Below are 17,874 nucleotides of genomic sequence, written 5' to 3' on the forward strand. Positions count from 1 at the left end.
GTCACCCGCGCGTGCCGCGCCGGGCGCGTGACCCCCGTACCCGCGCGGGCAGGTTCGCGGCCTGCGACCTACGCCACGCGCGTCGCTCCCGCCCAGGGCATCTCGTCGATGGGCGCGATCCGTACCGGGGCGCCCGGACGCGGGGCGTGGATCATCCTGCCGCCGCCGATGTACAGGCCGACGTGGCTGACGCCCGGGTAGAAGAACACCAGGTCGCCCGGGGCCAGCTCGGAGCGGGACACCCGGCGGCCGGTGTCGATCTGGGTGTACGTCGTGCGCGGCAGCGACACGCCCGCCGAGCGCCAGGCGGCCTGGGTGAGCCCGGAGCAGTCGAACGCCGACGGGCCGGTGGCGCCCCACACGTACGGCTTGCCCAGCGCCCCGTAGGCGTACGCGACGGCCTGCGCGGCGCGCGGGTTGGGCGCTCCGACAGCGGCGCCTCCCGGGAGGGGGCCGCGCGCCGCTACGCCCCGCGCGGAGGTGCCCGAGCCGGCCGGGGCGCCGTCGTACGCGGCGCGTTCGGCGGCGGTGAGCCGGGCGAGGAGCTTCTCGGCGGCGGCGATCCGGCCCTGGACGGCCGTCTTGTGGCGGGCCAGCTCCGCCTGCCGGGTGGTCAGGTCGCGGAGCCGGCCGGCCGCCTCGGCGCGCAGCCGGGCGAGTTCGGTGACCTGGCTCCGGGCGGCGCCCACCGCCGTGGCCTGGCGGTCGCCGACGCGGTCCGCCAGGGCCGCCCCCCGGAGGTAGGCGTCGGGGTCGCCGGAGAACGCGAGCCGGGCGGCGGGGCCGAGGCCGCCGCTGCGGTACTGGTCGGTGGCCACGGCGCCCAGGGCGTTGCGGGCGGCGTTGAGCCGTGCGGTGCGGCGGGCGGCCTCGTCGCGCAGCGCGTCCAGTTCCGCCCGGGCCTCCTTCACCGCCTCCTTGGCGCCGTTGTACCTCTCGGTGGCCTCCTCGGCCTCCCGGTACAGCCGGTCGGCCTGCGCCTTGACCTGGGCGGGGCCGACGCGGGGTTCGGCGTGTCCGGAACCCTCGACGACGGTGGCGGTGGCGGCCCCGGCGAGCGCCAGGGTGAGCGCCGCGCGGCCGCTCAGCGGGCGCTGCTTGGGTTTCCGGTGCGCTGCCACGAGGGCGGTCACTTCCCTTCGGCGGGGGTGGGGCCTGCGGGAGGACGCTAAACCTGGGGGTCACGGGCGTACGGCGTCATGACCGCTATTGGCCGCAGGTGAAGGTTCCGGAGCGGATTCGGGAAGGGCGGTGCCCTTGTGGTCCCGCATTCCGTAGTGGCCGCGACCGATGCGACGGAGGGGGCGACCCTGACCGGCGTCCGCTGGTATGGCCCCGGTTAGGCTCCGCGGCATGGACGTACTCATCAATGTCTTCGTCGCCCTGCACATCATCGGCATCGCCGCCCTGCTGGGGGGTTTCCTGACCCGGATGAAGGCGATGGGCGAGGGTACGGCGCGCTTCGGCCCCGCGATGCTGCACGGCGCGCTGACCATGCTGGTCACCGGGGTGGCCCTGGTCGGCCTCAACCAGGCGGACGACCAGACCGTGAACAACGTCAAGATCGGCGTGAAGCTGGCGATCCTGGTCGTGATCCTCGGCCTGGTCTACGTCAAGCGGGACGAGGAGCGGGTCGACAAGGCGGTCTTCGGCGCCGTCGGGGGCCTCACCATGGCGAACATCTTCATCGCCACGCTCTGGACCTGACCCGACCTGACCCGGCCGGTCCCGGGCGGCCCCCCTCGCCGGGGTCCGCCGCCCGCGCCGGCCGGTCGCTCACGTCATGTCAGGTCATCCCGGACGGACGCCGCTGTGGAGGGGCAGGTGCGTGAGGGACTCCTCGCGGACGTCCTCGCCGGGCCCGGGCGCGTGGATCATCCTGCCGTCGCCCGTGTAGATGCCCACGTGGCCGGCGTCGGCATGGAAGAACACCAGGTCGCCGGGGCGCAGGTCTTCCGGCGCGACCGGCGTGCCGGCGTACGCCTGCTCCCGGGCGCTACGGGGGAGGTCGACCCCCGCGGCCCGCCAGGCGGCCTGGGTGAGTCCGGCGCAGTCGTACGAGCTGGGGCCGGTCGCCCCCCATACGTACGGCTTGCCCATCTGGGCCTCGGCGAAGGCGAGGACCTCGCGGGCCTTGGTGGCGGTGGAGCGGCTGCGGTCGTCACCCCGCCGGTACGGATGCTGCTCCGGCGGCCGGTGCTCCCGCGGCGGGCGCTCCACGGCCTCCGCCCGGCGGCGGGCGTCCTCCAGCAGGGCCCGCGCCTCGCCGAGCTTGCGCTGCGCGGTCCGCTTGGTGGCGCGGAGGGAGGTCTGCGAGACGCCGAGCGCCTCCCGCTCGCCCGCCGGGGCGGCCCGCCGGGTCCCCAGGTCGGTGACCGTTCCCCCGGTCCGCTCCGCCCGCGGCTCAGCCACCAGCGGCTCATGGGCCGTCAGCGGCTCGGGGGTCACGAGCGGCTCATGGGCCGCCAGCGGCACCGGCTCCATCAGCGGCGCCGGGTCCACCCGCGCGTGGGGGGCGTCCGCGAACGGCTCCGGCGCGACCGGGCCCGGTCCTTCGGCGCGGTGCGGGGCCGCCGTCCGGCCGGCGAGGGCGCGGCGCGCCCCGTCGGCCGCCTCCGTACGCCGGGCGGCGTCACCGGCCGTCGTCCCGCCGGCCTCGCGCCGCCGCTGCTGCGCGGCTTCCCCGCTCTTGCCGTACCGCGGGGTCCACGTCGCCGTGCCCGCCTGCCGGTAGAGGTCGTCGACCTTTCTCTGTACCTCCTCGACCGTCGGCGTGCGCTCCTGGTCGCCCGACGCACCGGTCGCGGCGGTCGCGCTCTGTGACGACAGGAGCGTGACCGAGGCGAGGGCGGCTGCCGTCGTGACCCCGACGGCGGGGGAGTGGGCATGCAGGGTCTGCAAGGTGCGCGATGCGCGCGGCTTGCGATGCGACGCCAAGGTCGGCATCTCCTTCCATGGTCCGCCTACCGGGTCAGCCGTCGGGTTCGGGCGGAACGGAAGGTGCCCTACGGCCGTGCCGCGCCCGTGGGGACGGGGGCGCGGGCCGATTCACCTCGGTCGTACGTGGTCGTACGTGTGGGTCCCCGGTTCCGGACCGCCACGGGGGCGGCACGGATTCGGCGTGGGCGGTCCGATCGGCGTGGATCGCCGATGCGGGAACGGACCGCTTGAGCGAGCACGCTAGCCAACTGTGGTGGTGCTGTGAAGGATGATGTTCGATATGCCCGATACGTATTCGTGACCTTGGCGTGATGTCGTCGAATCGGTACGCAGGGTGACGAGTCGGACCTGTTTCCGGTTCGTCCACGGCTGTCAGTGGGGCGGCCTAGACTCGATAGGCGATGAGCAGCCTCTTTGACGACAGCTTCCTGGCGGACCTCCGGAACCACACCGAGGAGCCCCCGCCGCCGCCCGAGGACTCCGAGGGCCCCGGGGACGCCCCGGCCGCGGAGGAGGTCCCGCACGACCTCTTCGGCGACCGCTTCGACGTGCCCCCGGCCCGCGACGCCTACCACCGCGACGGCGCCCCGCGCACCGTCGTCGACCCCGCCGCGCTGCTGGAGGGGCTGAACGACCAGCAGCGCGCCGCCGTGGTGCACACCGGCTCGCCGCTGCTCATCGTCGCCGGCGCCGGCTCGGGCAAGACCCGGGTGCTGACCCACCGCATCGCCCACCTGCTGGGGACGCGCCACGTCCACCCCGGGCAGATACTGGCGATCACCTTCACCAACAAGGCCGCCGGCGAGATGAAGGAGCGCGTCGAGCAGCTCGTCGGCCCGCGCGCCAACGCCATGTGGGTCATGACCTTCCACAGCGCGTGCGTCCGCATCCTGCGCCGCGAGTCGAAGAGGCTCGGCTTCACCTCGTCGTTCTCGATCTACGACGCCGCCGACTCCAAGCGGCTGATGGCGCTGGTCTGCCGCGACCTGGACCTGGACCCGAAGAAGTTCCCGCCGAAGTCGTTCAGCGCCAAGATCTCGAACCTGAAGAACGAGCTGATCGACGAGGAGACCTTCGCCGACCAGGCCGCCGACGGCTTCGAGAAGACCCTGGCCGAGGCGTACCGGATGTACCAGGCGCGGCTGCGCGAGGCCAACGCCCTGGACTTCGACGACATCATCATGACGACGGTCCACCTGCTCCAGGCGTTCCCCGACGTCGCCGAGCACTACCGCCGCCGCTTCCGGCACGTCCTGGTCGACGAGTACCAGGACACCAACCACGCCCAGTACACCCTCGTCCGCGAGCTGGTGGGCACCGGGTACGAGGACCTGGAACCGGCCGAGCTGTGCGTCGTCGGTGACGCCGACCAGTCGATCTACGCCTTCCGCGGCGCGACCATCCGCAACATCCTCCAGTTCGAGGAGGACTACCCGGAGGCGACGACCATCCTCCTGGAGCAGAACTACCGCTCCACGCAGACCATCCTCTCCGCCGCCAACGCCGTCATCGAGCGCAACGAGAGCCGCCGCCCCAAGAACCTGTGGACCAACGCCGGCGAGGGCGCCCGGATCATCGGGTACGTCGCGGACACCGAGCACGACGAGGCGCAGTTCGTCGCCGACGAGATCGACCGGCTTACGGACGCGGGCGAGGCCAAGGCCGGGGACGTCGCGATCTTTTACCGGACGAACGCCCAGTCCCGTGTCTTCGAGGAGATCCTCATCCGCGTCGGCCTGCCGTACAAGGTCGTCGGCGGTGTCCGCTTCTACGAGCGCAAGGAGGTCCGCGACGTCCTCGCGTACCTGCGCGTGCTGGCCAACCCCGAGGACAACGTCCCGCTGCGCCGCATCCTCAACGTGCCGAAGCGGGGGATCGGCGAGCGCGCCGAGGCGATGATCGACGCGCTGGCGCTGCGCGAGCGGATCACCTTCCCGCAGGCGCTGCGCCGGGTCGACGAGGCGTACGGCATGGCCGCCCGGTCGGCGAACGCCGTGAAGCGGTTCAACACGCTGATGGAGGAACTCCGCACGATCGTGGACTCGGGCGCGGGTCCCGCGGTGGTCCTGGAGGCCGTGCTGGAGCGGACCGGGTACCTCGCCGAGCTCCAGGCGTCCACCGACCCGCAGGACGAGACCCGGATCGAGAACCTCCAGGAGCTCGCCGCGGTCGCCCTCGAGTTCGAGCAGGAGCGCGGCGAGGAGACCGGCACGCTGGCCGAGTTCCTCGAGCAGGTCGCGCTCGTCGCCGACTCCGACCAGATCCCGGACGAGGACGAGGAAGGCTCCGGCGTCGTCACGCTGATGACGCTGCACACCGCCAAGGGCCTGGAGTTCCCGGTGGTGTTCCTCACCGGCATGGAGGACGGCGTGTTCCCGCACATGCGCGCTCTCGGCCAGACCAAGGAGCTGGAGGAGGAGCGGCGCCTGGCGTACGTGGGCATCACCCGCGCGCGCGAGCGGCTCTACCTGACGCGGTCGACGATGCGCAGCGCGTGGGGGCAGCCCTCGTACAACCCGCCGTCGCGGTTCCTGGAGGAGATCCCCGGCGCGTACCTGGAGTGGAAGCGCACGGGCGCGATGGCCAAGCCCGCGGGGCCGACGTCCGGGATCGCGTCGTCGCTGTCCTCGTCGCTGGCGGCCCGATCGCGTTCCGGCGGCCCGTCCGGCTTCGCCACCCGCCGCTCCACGGACAAGCCGGTGATCTCGCTGGCGGTCGGCGACCGGGTGACGCACGACCAGTTCGGGCTCGGCACGGTCATGGCGGTGACGGGCGCGGGCGCGGACGCGCAGGCGACGATCGACTTCGGTGACGAGAAGCCCAAGCGGCTGCTGCTGCGGTACGCGCCGGTCGAGAAGCTGTAGCGGACCCGGTCGTACCGGACGGTCCCTAGGAGGTCGGGTCGAGGCCGTGGCTGCGCAGCCACGGCAGCGGGTCGATCGCGGCGCCGCCGCCGGGCCGTACCTCGAAGTGCAGGTGCGGTCCGGTGGAGTTGCCCGAGTTGCCGGAGTAGGCGATCACTTCACCGGCCTTGACCTCGCCGGACCGGATCTTGGTGCTGCTGAGGTGGCAGTACCAGGTCTCGGTGCCGTCCTCGGCCGTCACGATCGCCATGTTGCCGTACGCGCTGTTCCACTGGGTGCGCACGGTGCCGTCCGTCGCGGCCATGACCGGGGTCCCGTACTGGACGGGGAAGTCGATACCGGTGTGCAGGGACATCCAGTTGACGCCGGCCTGACCGTACTGCGCGCTGAGCTGGTGCAGGGCGACGGGAAGCGCGAACTTGGGGCGCAGCGCCTCGCGGCGGGCCGCCTCCTCCTCGCGCTTCTTGCGCTCCGCCTCCTGGCGCGCCTTGAGGTCGATGCGCTCCTGGGTGCGGCTCGCGCGGTCGCCGAAGTCGCGGGCGTCGGCGCTCAGCGCGGCCAGCTGGGTGTCGAGTTCGCTGTTGGCGACGACCGGCTGCACCGCGGTCGAGTCGGCGGCGGTCACCGCCTTCTCGTCGGCCCTGGCCTCGGCCGCGCCGCTGCCGGTGAGACCGCTGACCGAGGCGGCGGCGATACCGGCGACGCCCATCACGCAGGCAGAGGGCACGGCGACGGTGAGGAGCGCGGAACGCTTGGCGGGGGTACGGCGCCGGCCCCGGCCGCCGCCACCGCCGGTCGCACCCGCGCGGCGGGAGGGGCGGGGGGCGACGGGAGTGATCGCGGTCTCGGTGAGGCTCTCGTGCAGGCCCCCGGACTCGGGCTCGTACGCGGTTTCCGGCTCGGGCGCCGGCTCGGGCTCCGGTTCGGCCGTGGATCCGGGGGTCGCCGGCGTCTCCAAGTGCTGGGGCTCGCCGTGCGGTTCCGGGTGCGTTTCCGGCGCGGGCAGTTGGTCGGCGGCCGCGTAGTCGTACTGCTCGGGGACGGTGAACGTCTCGGTCGGCGCGGCGGCCTGGTTCCACGCGGTGGCGTCGTAGGCGCCGGTGTCGAACGCGGCGGCGGCCACGTTCCACTGGCCGGTGGCGTCGTACGTGCTCGCCTCGGTCCAGGCGGCGGAGTCCCACTGTCCGGTGTGTCCGGAGTACTCGGCGTACCCGGTGGTGTCCGTCGTGGCCCACTGCTGGGTGGCGGTGGTGGCGGTCCACTGCGTGGCGTCGTACTGACCGCTGTGGTCGGCGTAGTAACCGCCGGTGCCGCCGCTGCTTTCGTAGGTGGTTCCGTAGGTGTCCCCGTAGGTGCCGGGAAGGGCTCCGAACAGAGGATCGGTGGCGAAGCTGCCGGTTTCCTGGCTGTCGGACTCGGGGCTGCCCGTGGAATAAGCGTCGTCTCCGACGTACCCGGCGTGGGGGTGCTGGTCGTTCACCAACTTCTCTCTCGCCTCGGCAGCAGGACCAGGTCTGGGGTGGCCCCCGGCGACAGGGGACCCAGAGGGAAAGCAGTGGGCGCGACTGTACCCGGCGGTACGCGCAACCGACAATCTTCCGTGGGTTTTGGCCCCCGGGGAAACGGGCATTCGGCCGCCTTTCGGCGGAGTGTGGGCAGAGCTTTGGCCCTACGTTCGAGAGATGTTCGACAGCAGGTCGGGTGATGTCAGGCCACGGCCGCGGAATCGGATGTTCCGGCGGTGGCGGTCCCGTCCCGGTCCAGGGCCTCCCGAACGCCGGTGGCGACCGCGGGGTGCACGGGCAGCGCGAGATGGCCGATTCCGGTGACGCGTACGTTCCGCGCGATCAGGTCCGGATGCTCGACGCGCGCCGTCTCCACCGGCACCATCCACTGGTCGAGGTCGCTCCAGATGGCGACGAAGCGCGTGCGGCAGCCGGGCGCCGGCTCGCCGAGCTCCCGCAGTACGGACGAGCCGGGACGCATCTGGCGGACCAGGGGGTGCGCGCCGGCCAGCGGCGCGACGGTCGTCCCGGAGTGCGGGGTGCCGAGGGTGACCAGGGTGCGTACGCGGCGGTCGCCGCCGAGCCGCTGGACGTAGTAGCGGGCGATCAGGCCGCCCAGGCTGTGCCCGACCATGTCGACCTCGGGGTGCCCCGTGCGGTCGCAGATCTCCTCGACGTGGCGCCCGAGCAGCTCGGCGGCCACGCGGATGTCGCAGGTCAGCAGGGAGTGGTTGAGCGACTCCACCTGGCGCCGCCCGTGCCGCAGGAGGGACCGGCGCAGCAGTACGAACACGGAACGGTTGTCCGCGAAGCCGTGCAGCAGGACGGTCGGCGGCTGCGGCGGGGCGCCGGAGGGGAGGGATGGGGGAGGCGGGGACCCGGCGGGGCGCGGGCGCCGCTCGGGTGCGATGCCGGTGGGGTACAGGGCCAGGTGGCCGGCCAGGATCGCGAGTTCCAGGGCGGTGGCCCTGACCAGGGAGGCGGACAACCCTGACGGAAGGAACGGCAGCAGTTTCCAGGGCAGCAGGACCTTCACGGCCGACCTCCGAATCGGGGTGCCGTCCCGGAGGGTGCGATGTGGTCGTACCGCCGCGCCGTGCGGCTGGCGGCACGGTGATACGACGACCTCGCTGCGGCTCCCTGAGCGATCGTCCCGGGCTTCGTCGGAGCCGATGGGCCGTCCGACGCGGGTACGACGCCTGGCGAACATGTCCCACGTGTGATTTCCCCCTCCCTGTCCACCGCGAAACGGCCGGTTGCGGGATGCTGTCGATAACGTTCGTTCACCTCCCCGGCATTTAGGTACGGGGGACGCATGTGGAGGCAGTGATGGGTGTGACCGGTCCGATCCGCGTGGTGGTGGCCAAGCCGGGTCTCGACGGCCACGATCGCGGCGCGAAGGTGATCGCGCGGGCGCTTCGTGATGCCGGTATGGAGGTCATCTACACGGGCCTGCACCAGACGCCGGAGCAGATCGTGGACACCGCGATCCAGGAGGACGCCGACGCGATCGGTCTGTCGATCCTGTCGGGCGCCCACAACACCTTGTTCGCGAAGGTGATCGAGCTGCTGAAGGAGCGCGACGCGGAGGACATCAAGGTGTTCGGCGGCGGGATCATCCCGGACGCCGACATCCCGCCGCTGAAGGAGAAGGGCGTGGCCGAGATCTTCACGCCCGGCGCGACGACGGCCTCGATCGTGGACTGGGTCAACGCCAACGTCCGCGTCTCCGCCGAGGCGTAACCCCCGCCGGGCGCTGCGCGTGCCGAGCGGGCGCCGCCCTGTGCGGTGGCCCGCCGCACGGGCACGCCCGCGCGGCACCCTTGCCGTCCGCGCCCCGTGGCGGCTCGGCGCCGTTGGCGTTCACGCCCGTCCGGTGCGGTTGCCGTCGGGGGCCGTCGGCGCCCCGGGCACACCGTCCACGGGAGGGTGACGGGGGCGGAGGCGGGGGGGTGCTCGGACGTAGGACGAGCGAAGCGAGAGCCCCCGCACCCCCGCCGCAGGGCCCCGGCTTCCGGCACCGCATCACCGGCGCGAGCCGGTCCCCGCACCCCCGCCGCAGGGCCCCGGCTTCCGGCACCGCATCACCGGCGCCGGCCAATTCCCCGGCACCCGCTCCCGCGCCACCGCACCGCCGGCGCCGGCCGGGGGTCAGTCCAGGGGGTCCGGGGGCGAAGCCACCGGAAGCAGTTCCGCCCGCATCGCCGCGCGCAGCCGCAGCGTGGCGACCAGGCGCTGGAACGCCTCCGACCAGTAGCCCCCCGCTCCGGGTGACGCGCCTTCGGGCTCGTCCGGGACGGCGGTCAGGACTTCCAGGCGGTCGGCCTGGCCCGGGTCGAGGCAGCGCTCCGCCAGTCCCATGACCCCGCTGAAGCTCCATGGGTAGCTCCCCGCGTCACGGGCGATGTCGAGCGCGTCGACCACCGCGCGGCCGAGCGGTTCGGCCCAGGGAACCTCGCACACGCCGAGCAGCTGGAACGCCTCCGACAGGCCGTGCGCCGCTATGAAGTCGGCGACCCACAGGGCTCGTTCGCCGTCGGGCAGGATGGACAGCAGTTTCGACCGCTCGGCCAGCGAGGACGTGCCCGGGCCGGTCGCCGGGGGTGTCGTCGGCGGGCCGAGCAGCGCACGGGCCCAGGCGGGGTCGCGCTGCCGGACCGCCGCGCGGCACCAGGCGGCGTGCAGCTCGTCGGCCCAGTCGTCGGCGACCGGCAGGGCGACGATCTCCGTGGCCGTACGGGCGCCCAGCCGCGCCGTCCATACGGCCAGCGGGGCGGCCTCGACGAGCTGGCCCAGCCACCAGGACCGTTCGCCCCGGCCCGTCGGCGGGTCGGGAAGGACGCCGTCCCGCTGCATGCCGGCGTCGCACTCGTGCGGGGCCTCGACCGTGATCGTCGCCTCCGCGACCGTGCGGTCCAGGTGCACGCAGGTGGAGGCGCGCTCGGCCATGCGGCGGGCGAACGCGGAGCGGGGCAGCGCGGAGAGCAGCTCGGCGGCGGTGGACCGGACGTTGCGGCTGCGGTCGGAGAGCGCCTCCTCCAGGAAGGGCTCGTCGGCGTCGGACAGTCCGGTGCGCAGCGAGTCGAGGAACATCAGCCGGTCCTCGGCGCGCTCGGACGGCCAGGTCGAGGCGAGCAGGGCCGCCGCGGCGTCCGGGTCGTGGGCCCGTACGGCGCCGAGCAGGGCGACCCGCTCGGCGAACAGGCCCTCCTCCCACAGGCGCCGCACGGCGTCCGGGTCGGCGGGTTCCGGCAGCGCGGTCCCGCCCGGGGTGCCGCGCAGGGCGAACCGCCACTCGGGGTTGAGCCGGGCCAGCCACAGCCCGAGCGGCCCGGCGAAGACCAGTGCGGCCGGCCGCAGGTCGGTACGGGCCCGTGCCGCGTCCAGCAGCGCGGGCAGTACGGACGCCGGCGCCCGGTAGTCGTGGGCGTTCGCGGCGGCCAGCCACTGCGGCAGCAGTTCCGTCAGGTCGGGGGCGCTGCCCCGGCGGCCGCCGCCGGAGGAGGTGCCGGACCGGTCGGCGAGCAGGTGGGCGAGCCGGCGCCGGGCCGCGTCGGGCAGCGGTGGCCGCCCGTCGTGCGGCGCGGGCTCCGGCAGGCCGGCCGCGGGCCCCGGCAGCAGCCCCGCCCTGCGGCGCACGGTGTGCAGCGCCGCGGCGTCCAGCAGCGCGACCGGCGCGTCCTTGCCGGGGGACCGTGCCAGGACGTCGTCGGCCGGCGCGCGGCGGTCGGTGCCGAGCAGCGCCGACGTGACGAGGTCTTCCCAGGTGGTGGTCATCGTGTCCTCCGTACGTCAGGTCAGCGGAACCGTCTCGGGCGTTTCGGGGGACCAGGCGGTCAGCGGGGTGAAGCCGCGGTGCCCGCACTCGCCGAACACCGTGACCGGCCTGCCGCCGGACACCGCGGCCAGCCGCCACAGGCCCGGGCCGCCGAGCGCGGCGGCCGTGACCGGCAGCGCGGAGCCGCCGTCCGCGTCGGCCAGCTGCCAGCCGCCGCCCGGGGACGGCACGGGTATCACGCCGGTCAGTGTCACGGGCCAGGCGTCCAGCCACGGGTCCTCCCGCAGCGCCGTCCCGTACGCCGCGAGCGCGCCGGCCACGTCCCCGCCCGGTGGGTGCGCGGTGTCCGGCACCGGTGGCGAGAACTGTTCGCCGAGTTCGCCCCGCAGCCGGCCCGCGCCCGGGTACGGCCTGACCTCGGCGTCGACGACCGTCCCCACGGGCAGGGCGAGAGCGGGCGCGCGTCCGGCGGCACCGAAGGAGAGCAGCAGCGCCGTCCGTCCGCTGTTCCGCCCGTGGAGCCAGACACGACGGGTGGTCAGTTTGCCGTCCGGGGTGTCGTACTGGGCGAGTACCGACCAGTGGTCGCGCACGGCCGGGCCGTCGGCGGACGCCGTCAGTCCGACCCTCGTGCGGACCGTGGCGGCGAGCGGGTCCGGCAGCCGGTCGATGTCCAGCCACGCGCGGTCGAGCAGGTGCGTCAGGGCGCACTCCTCCAGCAGCCGAACCGGCCAGCCCGGCCCCGAGCCCGGTATCGCCCCCAGGTCCCTGACCCGGCCGGCCAGGCCCGGGGCCTGGGCGTCGACCATCCGGGCCGCGGTCTCCTCCCACAGCCCGTACCCCGACCGGTCGGCGGCGGCCAGCCCGCCGCGCAGCAGGTCGGCGAGGCGCTGCTCCAGCTCCTCGGCGCCGGCCGTGATCCGGGCGGCCCGCTGCTCGGCGCGGCGCCGCGCCGCCTCGGGGTCTCCGCTCCTCGCGGGCCCGCCGCCGTCCGCGCCCGGTCCTCGTCCGCCCGTCGCGCGGGCGCGTCGCCCCGCCAGCCACGGCTCCGCCCAGTCCGGCACCCCGGCGTCGGGCACGGCCTCCCCGCCGGCCGACCAGAGCAGCAGCAAACCCAGCGCGTGTTTGCACGGGAACTTCCGGCTCGGGCAACTGCACGAGTACGCCGGGCCCGCGGTGTCGACGATCGTGCGGTACGGCTTGCTGCCGCTGCCCTTGCACAGCCCCCAGACCGCCCCCGAGCCGTCGCTTCCGCCACCCGACCACGGCCCGGCCGTGCCGAGTTTGGCGCCCGCCCTGCGTGAGGCGTCGTCAGGAGCCAGAGCCAGCACCTGTTCCGCCGTCCAGCGCACCCCCTGCTGATTCATGGGAACGACGGTAGGTGCCCCCACTGACAATCGGCTCTGACCAGCCGATTCGCTGGGCCGGCCATGAGTTGACTTTGCCTTCCCTTTACTGTTTTCTGCCTGTGACACCGTCAACTCACCGGGGGACCGCATGAACCGCACCGCCCGCACCATCGCGTCGGCGCTCGTCGCCGGCGGCCTCGTCCTCGGACTCGGCGCCTGTTCCGAGATCGCCGACGAGGCCGCCAAGCAGGTCGACAAGGAAGTCAACGAGCAGTACGAGGTGACGTACGAGATCACCGGCAAGGGCATCGACTCGATCGATTACCACGTCGACGGCGGGGACGCGACGAAGCCGAAGATCGAGTCGGTGCGGAAGCCGGCGCTGCCGTGGAAGAAGACGGTGAAGCTCCGCGGTCTCCTGCCGCCCGGCGTGCTCCCGGTCGCCGTCGACCCGGCGGGCGTCGAGATGTCCTGCAAGATCATCTATCAGGGCAAGGTCATCAAGGAGCAGACGGCGAAGGGGATGGCCGCCGCGACCGGCTGTATCGCGGTCTCCCCGGTCGCCGGCTGACCCGGGGGCCCGAACGGCGCCCCGACAACGACGCGTTCCGCCCCTCGGCGCACCCGGACCACCGCCGGCCACCGTGATCAGCGGAAACGGCCGATTGTCAGTGGCATGGTGCACGGTGGATCCCACACCCGGTCGCACATGATCTGGAGGGGGATCCATCACCGTGCCCGCACCCACCGAAGCCACCGAAGAAGCCGTCGGAACAACCGGCACCGAGGCCCTGCGCCCGCACGCCGAGGACGCGTTCGCGCACGAGCTGAAGGCACTGGCCGCGGCCGACGACCGCCCCCGGCCCGCCCGCTGGCGGCTGTCGCCGTGGGCCGTCGCCACCTATCTGCTCGGTGGCACCCTGCCCGACGGCACCGTGATCACACCGAAGTACGTCGGACCGCGCCGGATCGTCGAAGTCGCCGTCACCACCCTCGCCACCGACCGCGCCCTGCTGCTCCTCGGCGTCCCCGGCACCGCCAAGACCTGGGTGTCGGAGCACCTCGCCGCAGCCGTCAGCGGCGACTCCACCCTGCTGGTCCAGGGCACGGCCGGCACCCCCGAGGAGGCCATCCGGTACGGGTGGAACTACGCGCAGCTGCTCGCCCACGGACCCAGCCGTGACGCCCTCGTCCCGAGCCCGGTCATGCGCGCCATGTCCGACGGCATGACCGCCCGCGTCGAGGAGCTCACCCGCATCCCCGCCGACGTGCAGGACACCCTGATCACGATCCTCTCCGAGAAGACGCTGCCGATCCCCGAACTCGGCCAGGAGGTTCAGGCGGTGCGGGGCTTCAACCTCATCGCCACGGCCAACGACCGCGACCGCGGTGTCAACGACCTGTCCAGCGCGCTGCGCCGCCGCTTCAACACCGTCGTCCTCCCGCTGCCCGCCACGGCGGACGCCGAGGTCGAGATCGTCTCCCGGCGCGTCGACCAGTTGGGACGCTCCCTCGACCTGCCCACGGCCCCCGAGGGCGTCGACGAGATCCGCAGGGTCGTCACCGTCTTCCGCGAACTGCGCGACGGCGTGACCACCGACGGCCGCACCAAGCTCAAGTCCCCGTCCGGGACGCTGTCCACCGCCGAGGCGATCTCCGTCGTCACCAACGGCCTCGCCCTCGCCGCGCACTTCGGCGACGGGGTGCTGCGCCCCGGAGACGTGGCCGCCGGCATCCTCGGCGCGGTCGTCCGCGACCCGGCGGCCGACCGCGTCGTCTGGCAGGAGTACCTGGAGACCGTCGTCCGCGAGCGGGACGGCTGGAAGGACTTCTACCGGGCGTGCCGCGAGGTGTCCGTATGACGGCCGGGCCCACCGGACCGCTGCTGCTCGGAGTCCGGCACCACGGGCCCGGTTCGGCCCGTGCGGTACGGGCCGCCCTCGACGCCGCCAAGCCCCCGGCCGTGCTGATCGAGGGGCCGCCCGAGGGGGACGCCCTGCTGCCGCTGGCCGCCGACGAGCGGATGACCCCGCCGGTCGCACTCCTCGCGCACGCGGTCGACGACCCCGGCCGCGCGTCGTTCTGGCCGATGGCCGAGTTCTCCCCCGAGTGGGTCGCCATCCGCTGGGCGCTCGACCACGGCGCGCCCGTCCGCTTCATCGACCTGCCCGCCGCCCACACCCTCGCCATGGCCGGGGACCCCACCTGGAGGGACGGCGAGGGCGAGGGCGCGGACGGCGGCGACGCCGGCGAACAGCGGCACGGACTGCGCGTCGACCCCATCGCGGTGCTCGCCCGGACCGCCGGGTACGACGACCCGGAGCGCTGGTGGGAGGACGTCATCGAGCACCGGGCCACCGGGGCCGCTCCCCACGGGCCACCGGCCGGCACCGGATACGACCCGGTCGCGGTCTTCGCCGGTCTCGCCGACGCCATGACCGCCCTGCGCGAGACCTACGGACACGGGGGACACGACCGCGACCTCGTCCGCGAGGCGTACATGCGCCTCCAGCTCCGCGCCGCGCGCAAGGCGCACGGAGACGGCGTGGCCGTCGTCTGCGGCGCGTGGCACGTGCCCGCCCTCGCCGCCGGGACCACCGTCACCGCCGACCGCGCCCTGCTCAAGGGGCTGCCCAAGGTGAGGACCGAGATCACCTGGGTGCCCTGGACGCACCGCAGGCTCGCCCGGCACAGCGGCTACGGCGCCGGCATCGACTCGCCCGGCTGGTACGGGCACCTGTTCGGCGCCCCCGACCGGCCGGTCGAGCGCTGGCTGACCAAGGTCGCCGGACTGCTGCGCGACGAGGACCGGCCGGTCTCCTCCGCCCATGTCATCGAGGCCGTACGGCTCGCCGACACCCTCGCCGCCATGCGCGGGCGCCCCCTCGCCGGGCTGACCGAGACGCTCGACGCCGTACGGGCCGTGATGTGCGACGGCTCCGACGTGCCGCTCGGGCTCATCAGGGACCGCCTGATCATCGGTGAGACGCTCGGAGAGGTCCCCGACGCCGCGCCCGCCGTGCCCCTGCAACGCGACCTCACCAGGCTCCAGCGCACCCTGCGCCTCAAGCCGGAGGCCTTCGAGCGGGACCTCGACCTGGACCTGCGCAAGGAGACCGACGCGGCGCGCAGCCTGCTGCTGCACCGGCTGCGGCTCCTCGGCGTCGGCTGGGGCGAGCCGGCCGCGGGGCGCGGCGGCACCGGCACCTTCCGGGAGAGCTGGCGGCTGTGCTGGGAGCCGGAGTTGCACGTCCGGGTCGCCGAGGCCGGGGTGTGGGGCACCACCGTGCTCGCCGCCGCCACCGCCAAGGCGGAGGCGGACGCCGGCTCGGCCGGTGCGCTCGCCGAGGTCACGGCCCTCGCGGAGCGGTGCCTCCTGGCCGGGTTGTCCGGCGCGCTGCCCGTGGTGATGAAGGCCCTCGCCGACCGTGCGGCGCTCGACACGGACGTCGGTCACCTCGCCCAGGCCCTGCCGGCCCTGGCCCGGTCCCTCCGGTACGGCGACGTGCGGTCCACGGACACCGCCGCGCTCGGCGGGGTCGCCACCGGCCTGGCCCTGCGGATCTGCGTCGGCCTGCCGCCCGCGTGCACGGGTCTGGACGCCGACGGGGCCGCCGAGATGCGCGGCCACCTGGACGCCGTCCACACCGCGATCCGGCTCCTGCCGGACGGGGGCACGGAGGACGTCACGGGCCGGTGGGCGGACGTCCTGGGCAGGCTGGCCGGCCGGGACACCGTCCCCGGCGTCATCCGGGGACGGGCCGCGCGGCTGCTCCTGGACGACGGACGGCTCCCGGAGGACGAGGCGGCGCGGTTGATGGGGCTCGCGCTCTCGCCCGGCACACCGCCCGCCGACGCCGCCGCCTGGATCGAGGGCTTCGTCGGCGGGGGCGGGTCCAACCCCGGCGGCGGCATGCTGCTCGTCCACGACGAGCGGCTCCTCGGGCTGGTCGACGCCTGGCTGACCGGGGTCCCCGCGGAGGCGTTCACCGACGTACTGCCGCTGCTGCGGCGCACGTTCTCCGCGTACGAACCGGCGGTCCGGCGCACGCTGGGCGAGCTGGTGCGGCGCGACCCGGCGGGCGGGGGCCCGGCGCGCGCGCACACCGCGGTGCCCGGCTTCGCGGCCGGGCTCGACGAGAGCCGGGCGGACGCGGTGCTGCCGCTGCTGCGGCTCCTGCTCGGCACGCACCGAGGCACCCCGGGCGACACGGAAGACACCGACGACATGAGGTTGGGGGCGGGGAGCGGTGAGTGACGACGAGCGACTGAGGCGCTGGCGCCTCGTGCTGGGTGGTGGCGAGGCCGACGGGACGGGGCACGCGCTCGCCGGGACCGACGCGGCCATGGACGGCGCCCTGGCCGCGCTGTACGGGGAGAAGAGCGGCCGGGGGCGCGGCGGACGGGACCGTTCGGCGGGGCTCGGGGCTTCGGCGCCGTCCGTGGCGCGCTGGCTCGGCGACATCCGCGCCTACTTCCCGAGCACGGTCGTCCAGGTGATGCAGCGGGACGCGATCGACCGGCTCGGACTGTCCGCGCTGCTGCTCGAACCCGAGATGCTGGAGGCCGTCGAGGCGGACGTCCACCTGGTCGGCACCCTCCTCTCGCTCAACAAGGCGATGCCCGAGACGACGAAGGAGACGGCACGGGCCGTCGTGAGCAAGGTCGTCGACGACCTGGAGGAGCGGCTGGCCACCCGCACCCGCGCCACGCTCACCGGCGCGCTCGACCGCAGCGCGCGCGTCAGCAGGCCGCGTCACCGGGACATCGACTGGGACCGCACCATCCGGGCGAACCTGAAGAACTACCTGCCGGAGCACGGCACGATCGTGCCGGAGCGGCTCATCGGCTACGGCCGGGCAGCGCGGTCCGTGAAGAAGGACGTGGTGCTCTGCATCGACCAGTCCGGGTCGATGGCGGCGTCGGTGGTGTACGCGTCGGTGTTCGGCGCCGTACTGGCGTCCATGCGGTCCATCGCGACCAGGCTGGTCGTCTTCGACACGGCCGTCGTCGACCTCACCGACCAGCTCGACGACCCCGTGGACGTCCTGTTCGGCACCCAGCTCGGCGGCGGCACCGACATCAACCGGGCGCTGGCGTACTGCCAGTCGCAGATCACGCGCCCGGCCGACACCGTCGTCGTCCTGATCAGCGACCTGTACGAGGGCGGCATACGCGACGAGATGCTCAAGCGGGTGGCGGCGATGAAGGCGTCGGGCGTGCAGTTCGTGGCGCTGCTCGCGCTCTCCGACGAGGGCGCCCCGGCGTACGACCGCGCACACGCGGCGGCGCTCGCGGCCCTCGGCGCACCGGCGTTCGCCTGCACCCCCGACCTCTTCCCGGAGGTGATGGCGGCGGCGATCGAGAAACGGCCACTGCCCATACCGGACATGGCGCCCCATCAGTAACACCGGGCTTGCGCCACCGGGGCGGGTTCG

At 74.1% G+C, this 17,874-nt stretch carries 13 protein-coding genes and 1 riboswitch; of the genes, 7 read left to right on the forward strand and 6 right to left on the reverse strand.

Annotation, left to right across the window (positions count from 1 at the left end; genetic code table 11):
- Positions 1–68 precede the first annotated feature (68 nt).
- On the reverse strand, positions 69–1,121 hold the full coding sequence (locus IE109_RS11565; RefSeq protein ID WP_189550706.1) for a C40 family peptidase: 1,053 nt from the start codon (positions 1,119–1,121) through the stop codon (positions 69–71).
- A 232-nt stretch (positions 1,122–1,353) separates the two neighbouring features.
- Here IE109_RS11565 and IE109_RS11570 point away from each other — a divergent pair, with 232 nt between their 5' ends.
- The gene (locus tag IE109_RS11570; protein ID WP_189550707.1) at positions 1,354–1,707 is read left to right on the forward strand and encodes a hypothetical protein; all 354 of its coding nucleotides are present in this window, start codon (positions 1,354–1,356) and stop codon (positions 1,705–1,707) included.
- 84 nt (positions 1,708–1,791) lie between these two features.
- Here the strand turns inward: IE109_RS11570 and IE109_RS11575 are convergent, their stop codons facing one another.
- On the reverse strand, positions 1,792–2,946 hold the full coding sequence (locus IE109_RS11575; RefSeq protein ID WP_189550708.1) for an NlpC/P60 family protein: 1,155 nt from the start codon (positions 2,944–2,946) through the stop codon (positions 1,792–1,794).
- Positions 2,945–3,132: riboswitch (cyclic di-AMP (ydaO/yuaA leader) on the reverse strand. It overlaps the preceding gene by 2 nt.
- A gap of 209 nt (positions 3,133–3,341) precedes the next feature.
- On the opposite strand from IE109_RS11575, the gene pcrA reads away from it, so the two are divergent.
- Positions 3,342–5,804 (forward strand): DNA helicase PcrA, encoded by a 2,463-nt coding sequence (gene pcrA / locus IE109_RS11580; protein WP_189550709.1) that lies wholly within the window; start codon positions 3,342–3,344, stop codon positions 5,802–5,804.
- A 25-nt stretch (positions 5,805–5,829) separates the two neighbouring features.
- On the opposite strand, the gene IE109_RS11585 is transcribed toward pcrA, so the two are convergent.
- A complete protein-coding gene (locus IE109_RS11585) occupies positions 5,830–7,284 on the reverse strand; it encodes a M23 family metallopeptidase (RefSeq protein WP_229890900.1) in 1,455 nt (484 codons plus the stop codon).
- Between the two features lie 227 nt (positions 7,285–7,511).
- Complete coding sequence (locus tag IE109_RS11590; protein ID WP_229890902.1) at positions 7,512–8,345, reverse strand: lipase family alpha/beta hydrolase; 834 nt, start codon at positions 8,343–8,345, stop codon at positions 7,512–7,514.
- 293 nt (positions 8,346–8,638) lie between these two features.
- Here IE109_RS11590 and icmB point away from each other — a divergent pair, with 293 nt between their 5' ends.
- A complete protein-coding gene (gene icmB, locus IE109_RS11595; protein WP_064069885.1) occupies positions 8,639–9,052 on the forward strand; it encodes a coenzyme B12-dependent isobutyryl CoA mutase small subunit in 414 nt (137 codons plus the stop codon).
- 408 nt (positions 9,053–9,460) lie between these two features.
- On the opposite strand, the gene IE109_RS11600 is transcribed toward icmB, so the two are convergent.
- A complete protein-coding gene (locus IE109_RS11600) occupies positions 9,461–11,086 on the reverse strand; it encodes a DUF5691 domain-containing protein (protein WP_189550712.1) in 1,626 nt (541 codons plus the stop codon).
- 15 nt (positions 11,087–11,101) lie between these two features.
- Positions 11,102–12,454: an SWIM zinc finger family protein gene (locus IE109_RS11605; RefSeq protein WP_189550713.1), complete on the reverse strand. Its 1,353-nt coding sequence runs from the start codon at positions 12,452–12,454 to the stop codon at positions 11,102–11,104.
- A gap of 130 nt (positions 12,455–12,584) precedes the next feature.
- Between IE109_RS11605 and IE109_RS11610 the strand changes: the two genes are divergently transcribed.
- The 4 genes from IE109_RS11610 to IE109_RS11625 all read left to right on the forward strand — a co-directional run bounded on the left by IE109_RS11610 (position 12,585) and on the right by IE109_RS11625 (position 17,844).
- Positions 12,585–13,007, forward strand: a complete 423-nt coding sequence (locus IE109_RS11610) for an MmpS family transport accessory protein (RefSeq protein ID WP_189550714.1) — start codon at positions 12,585–12,587, stop codon at positions 13,005–13,007.
- Between the two features lie 157 nt (positions 13,008–13,164).
- The gene (locus tag IE109_RS11615) at positions 13,165–14,298 is read left to right on the forward strand and encodes an ATP-binding protein (protein WP_373297692.1); all 1,134 of its coding nucleotides are present in this window, start codon (positions 13,165–13,167) and stop codon (positions 14,296–14,298) included.
- Entirely contained in the window at positions 14,295–16,694 is a 2,400-nt protein-coding gene (locus tag IE109_RS11620; protein WP_189550716.1) for a DUF5682 family protein, read from the forward strand. Before IE109_RS11615 ends, IE109_RS11620 begins: the two co-directional genes overlap by 4 nt.
- On the forward strand, positions 16,687–17,844 hold the full coding sequence (locus tag IE109_RS11625; RefSeq protein ID WP_189550717.1) for a VWA domain-containing protein: 1,158 nt from the start codon (positions 16,687–16,689) through the stop codon (positions 17,842–17,844). Before IE109_RS11620 ends, IE109_RS11625 begins: the two co-directional genes overlap by 8 nt.
- The last annotated feature ends 30 nt before the right edge of the window (positions 17,845–17,874 follow it).

It is taken from the genome of Streptomyces lavendofoliae (genome assembly GCF_014649735.1).
GTDB classification, from domain to species: Bacteria; Actinomycetota; Actinomycetes; order Streptomycetales; family Streptomycetaceae; genus Streptomyces; species Streptomyces lavendofoliae.

Excerpts from the sequence above, each read along its gene's own strand:
- IE109_RS11570 (WP_189550707.1), top strand. The coding sequence starts at position 1,354 with ATGGACGTACTCATCAATGTCTTCGTCGCCCTGCACATCATCGGCATC.
- IE109_RS11575 (WP_189550708.1), bottom strand. The coding sequence starts at position 2,946 with ATGCCGACCTTGGCGTCGCATCGCAAGCCGCGCGCATCGCGCACCTTG.
- pcrA (WP_189550709.1), top strand. The coding sequence starts at position 3,342 with ATGAGCAGCCTCTTTGACGACAGCTTCCTGGCGGACCTCCGGAACCAC.
- icmB (WP_064069885.1), top strand. The coding sequence starts at position 8,639 with ATGGGTGTGACCGGTCCGATCCGCGTGGTGGTGGCCAAGCCGGGTCTC.
- IE109_RS11600 (WP_189550712.1), bottom strand. The coding sequence starts at position 11,086 with ATGACCACCACCTGGGAAGACCTCGTCACGTCGGCGCTGCTCGGCACC.
- IE109_RS11605 (WP_189550713.1), bottom strand. The coding sequence starts at position 12,454 with ATGAATCAGCAGGGGGTGCGCTGGACGGCGGAACAGGTGCTGGCTCTG.
- IE109_RS11610 (WP_189550714.1), top strand. The coding sequence starts at position 12,585 with ATGAACCGCACCGCCCGCACCATCGCGTCGGCGCTCGTCGCCGGCGGC.
- IE109_RS11620 (WP_189550716.1), top strand. The coding sequence starts at position 14,295 with ATGACGGCCGGGCCCACCGGACCGCTGCTGCTCGGAGTCCGGCACCAC.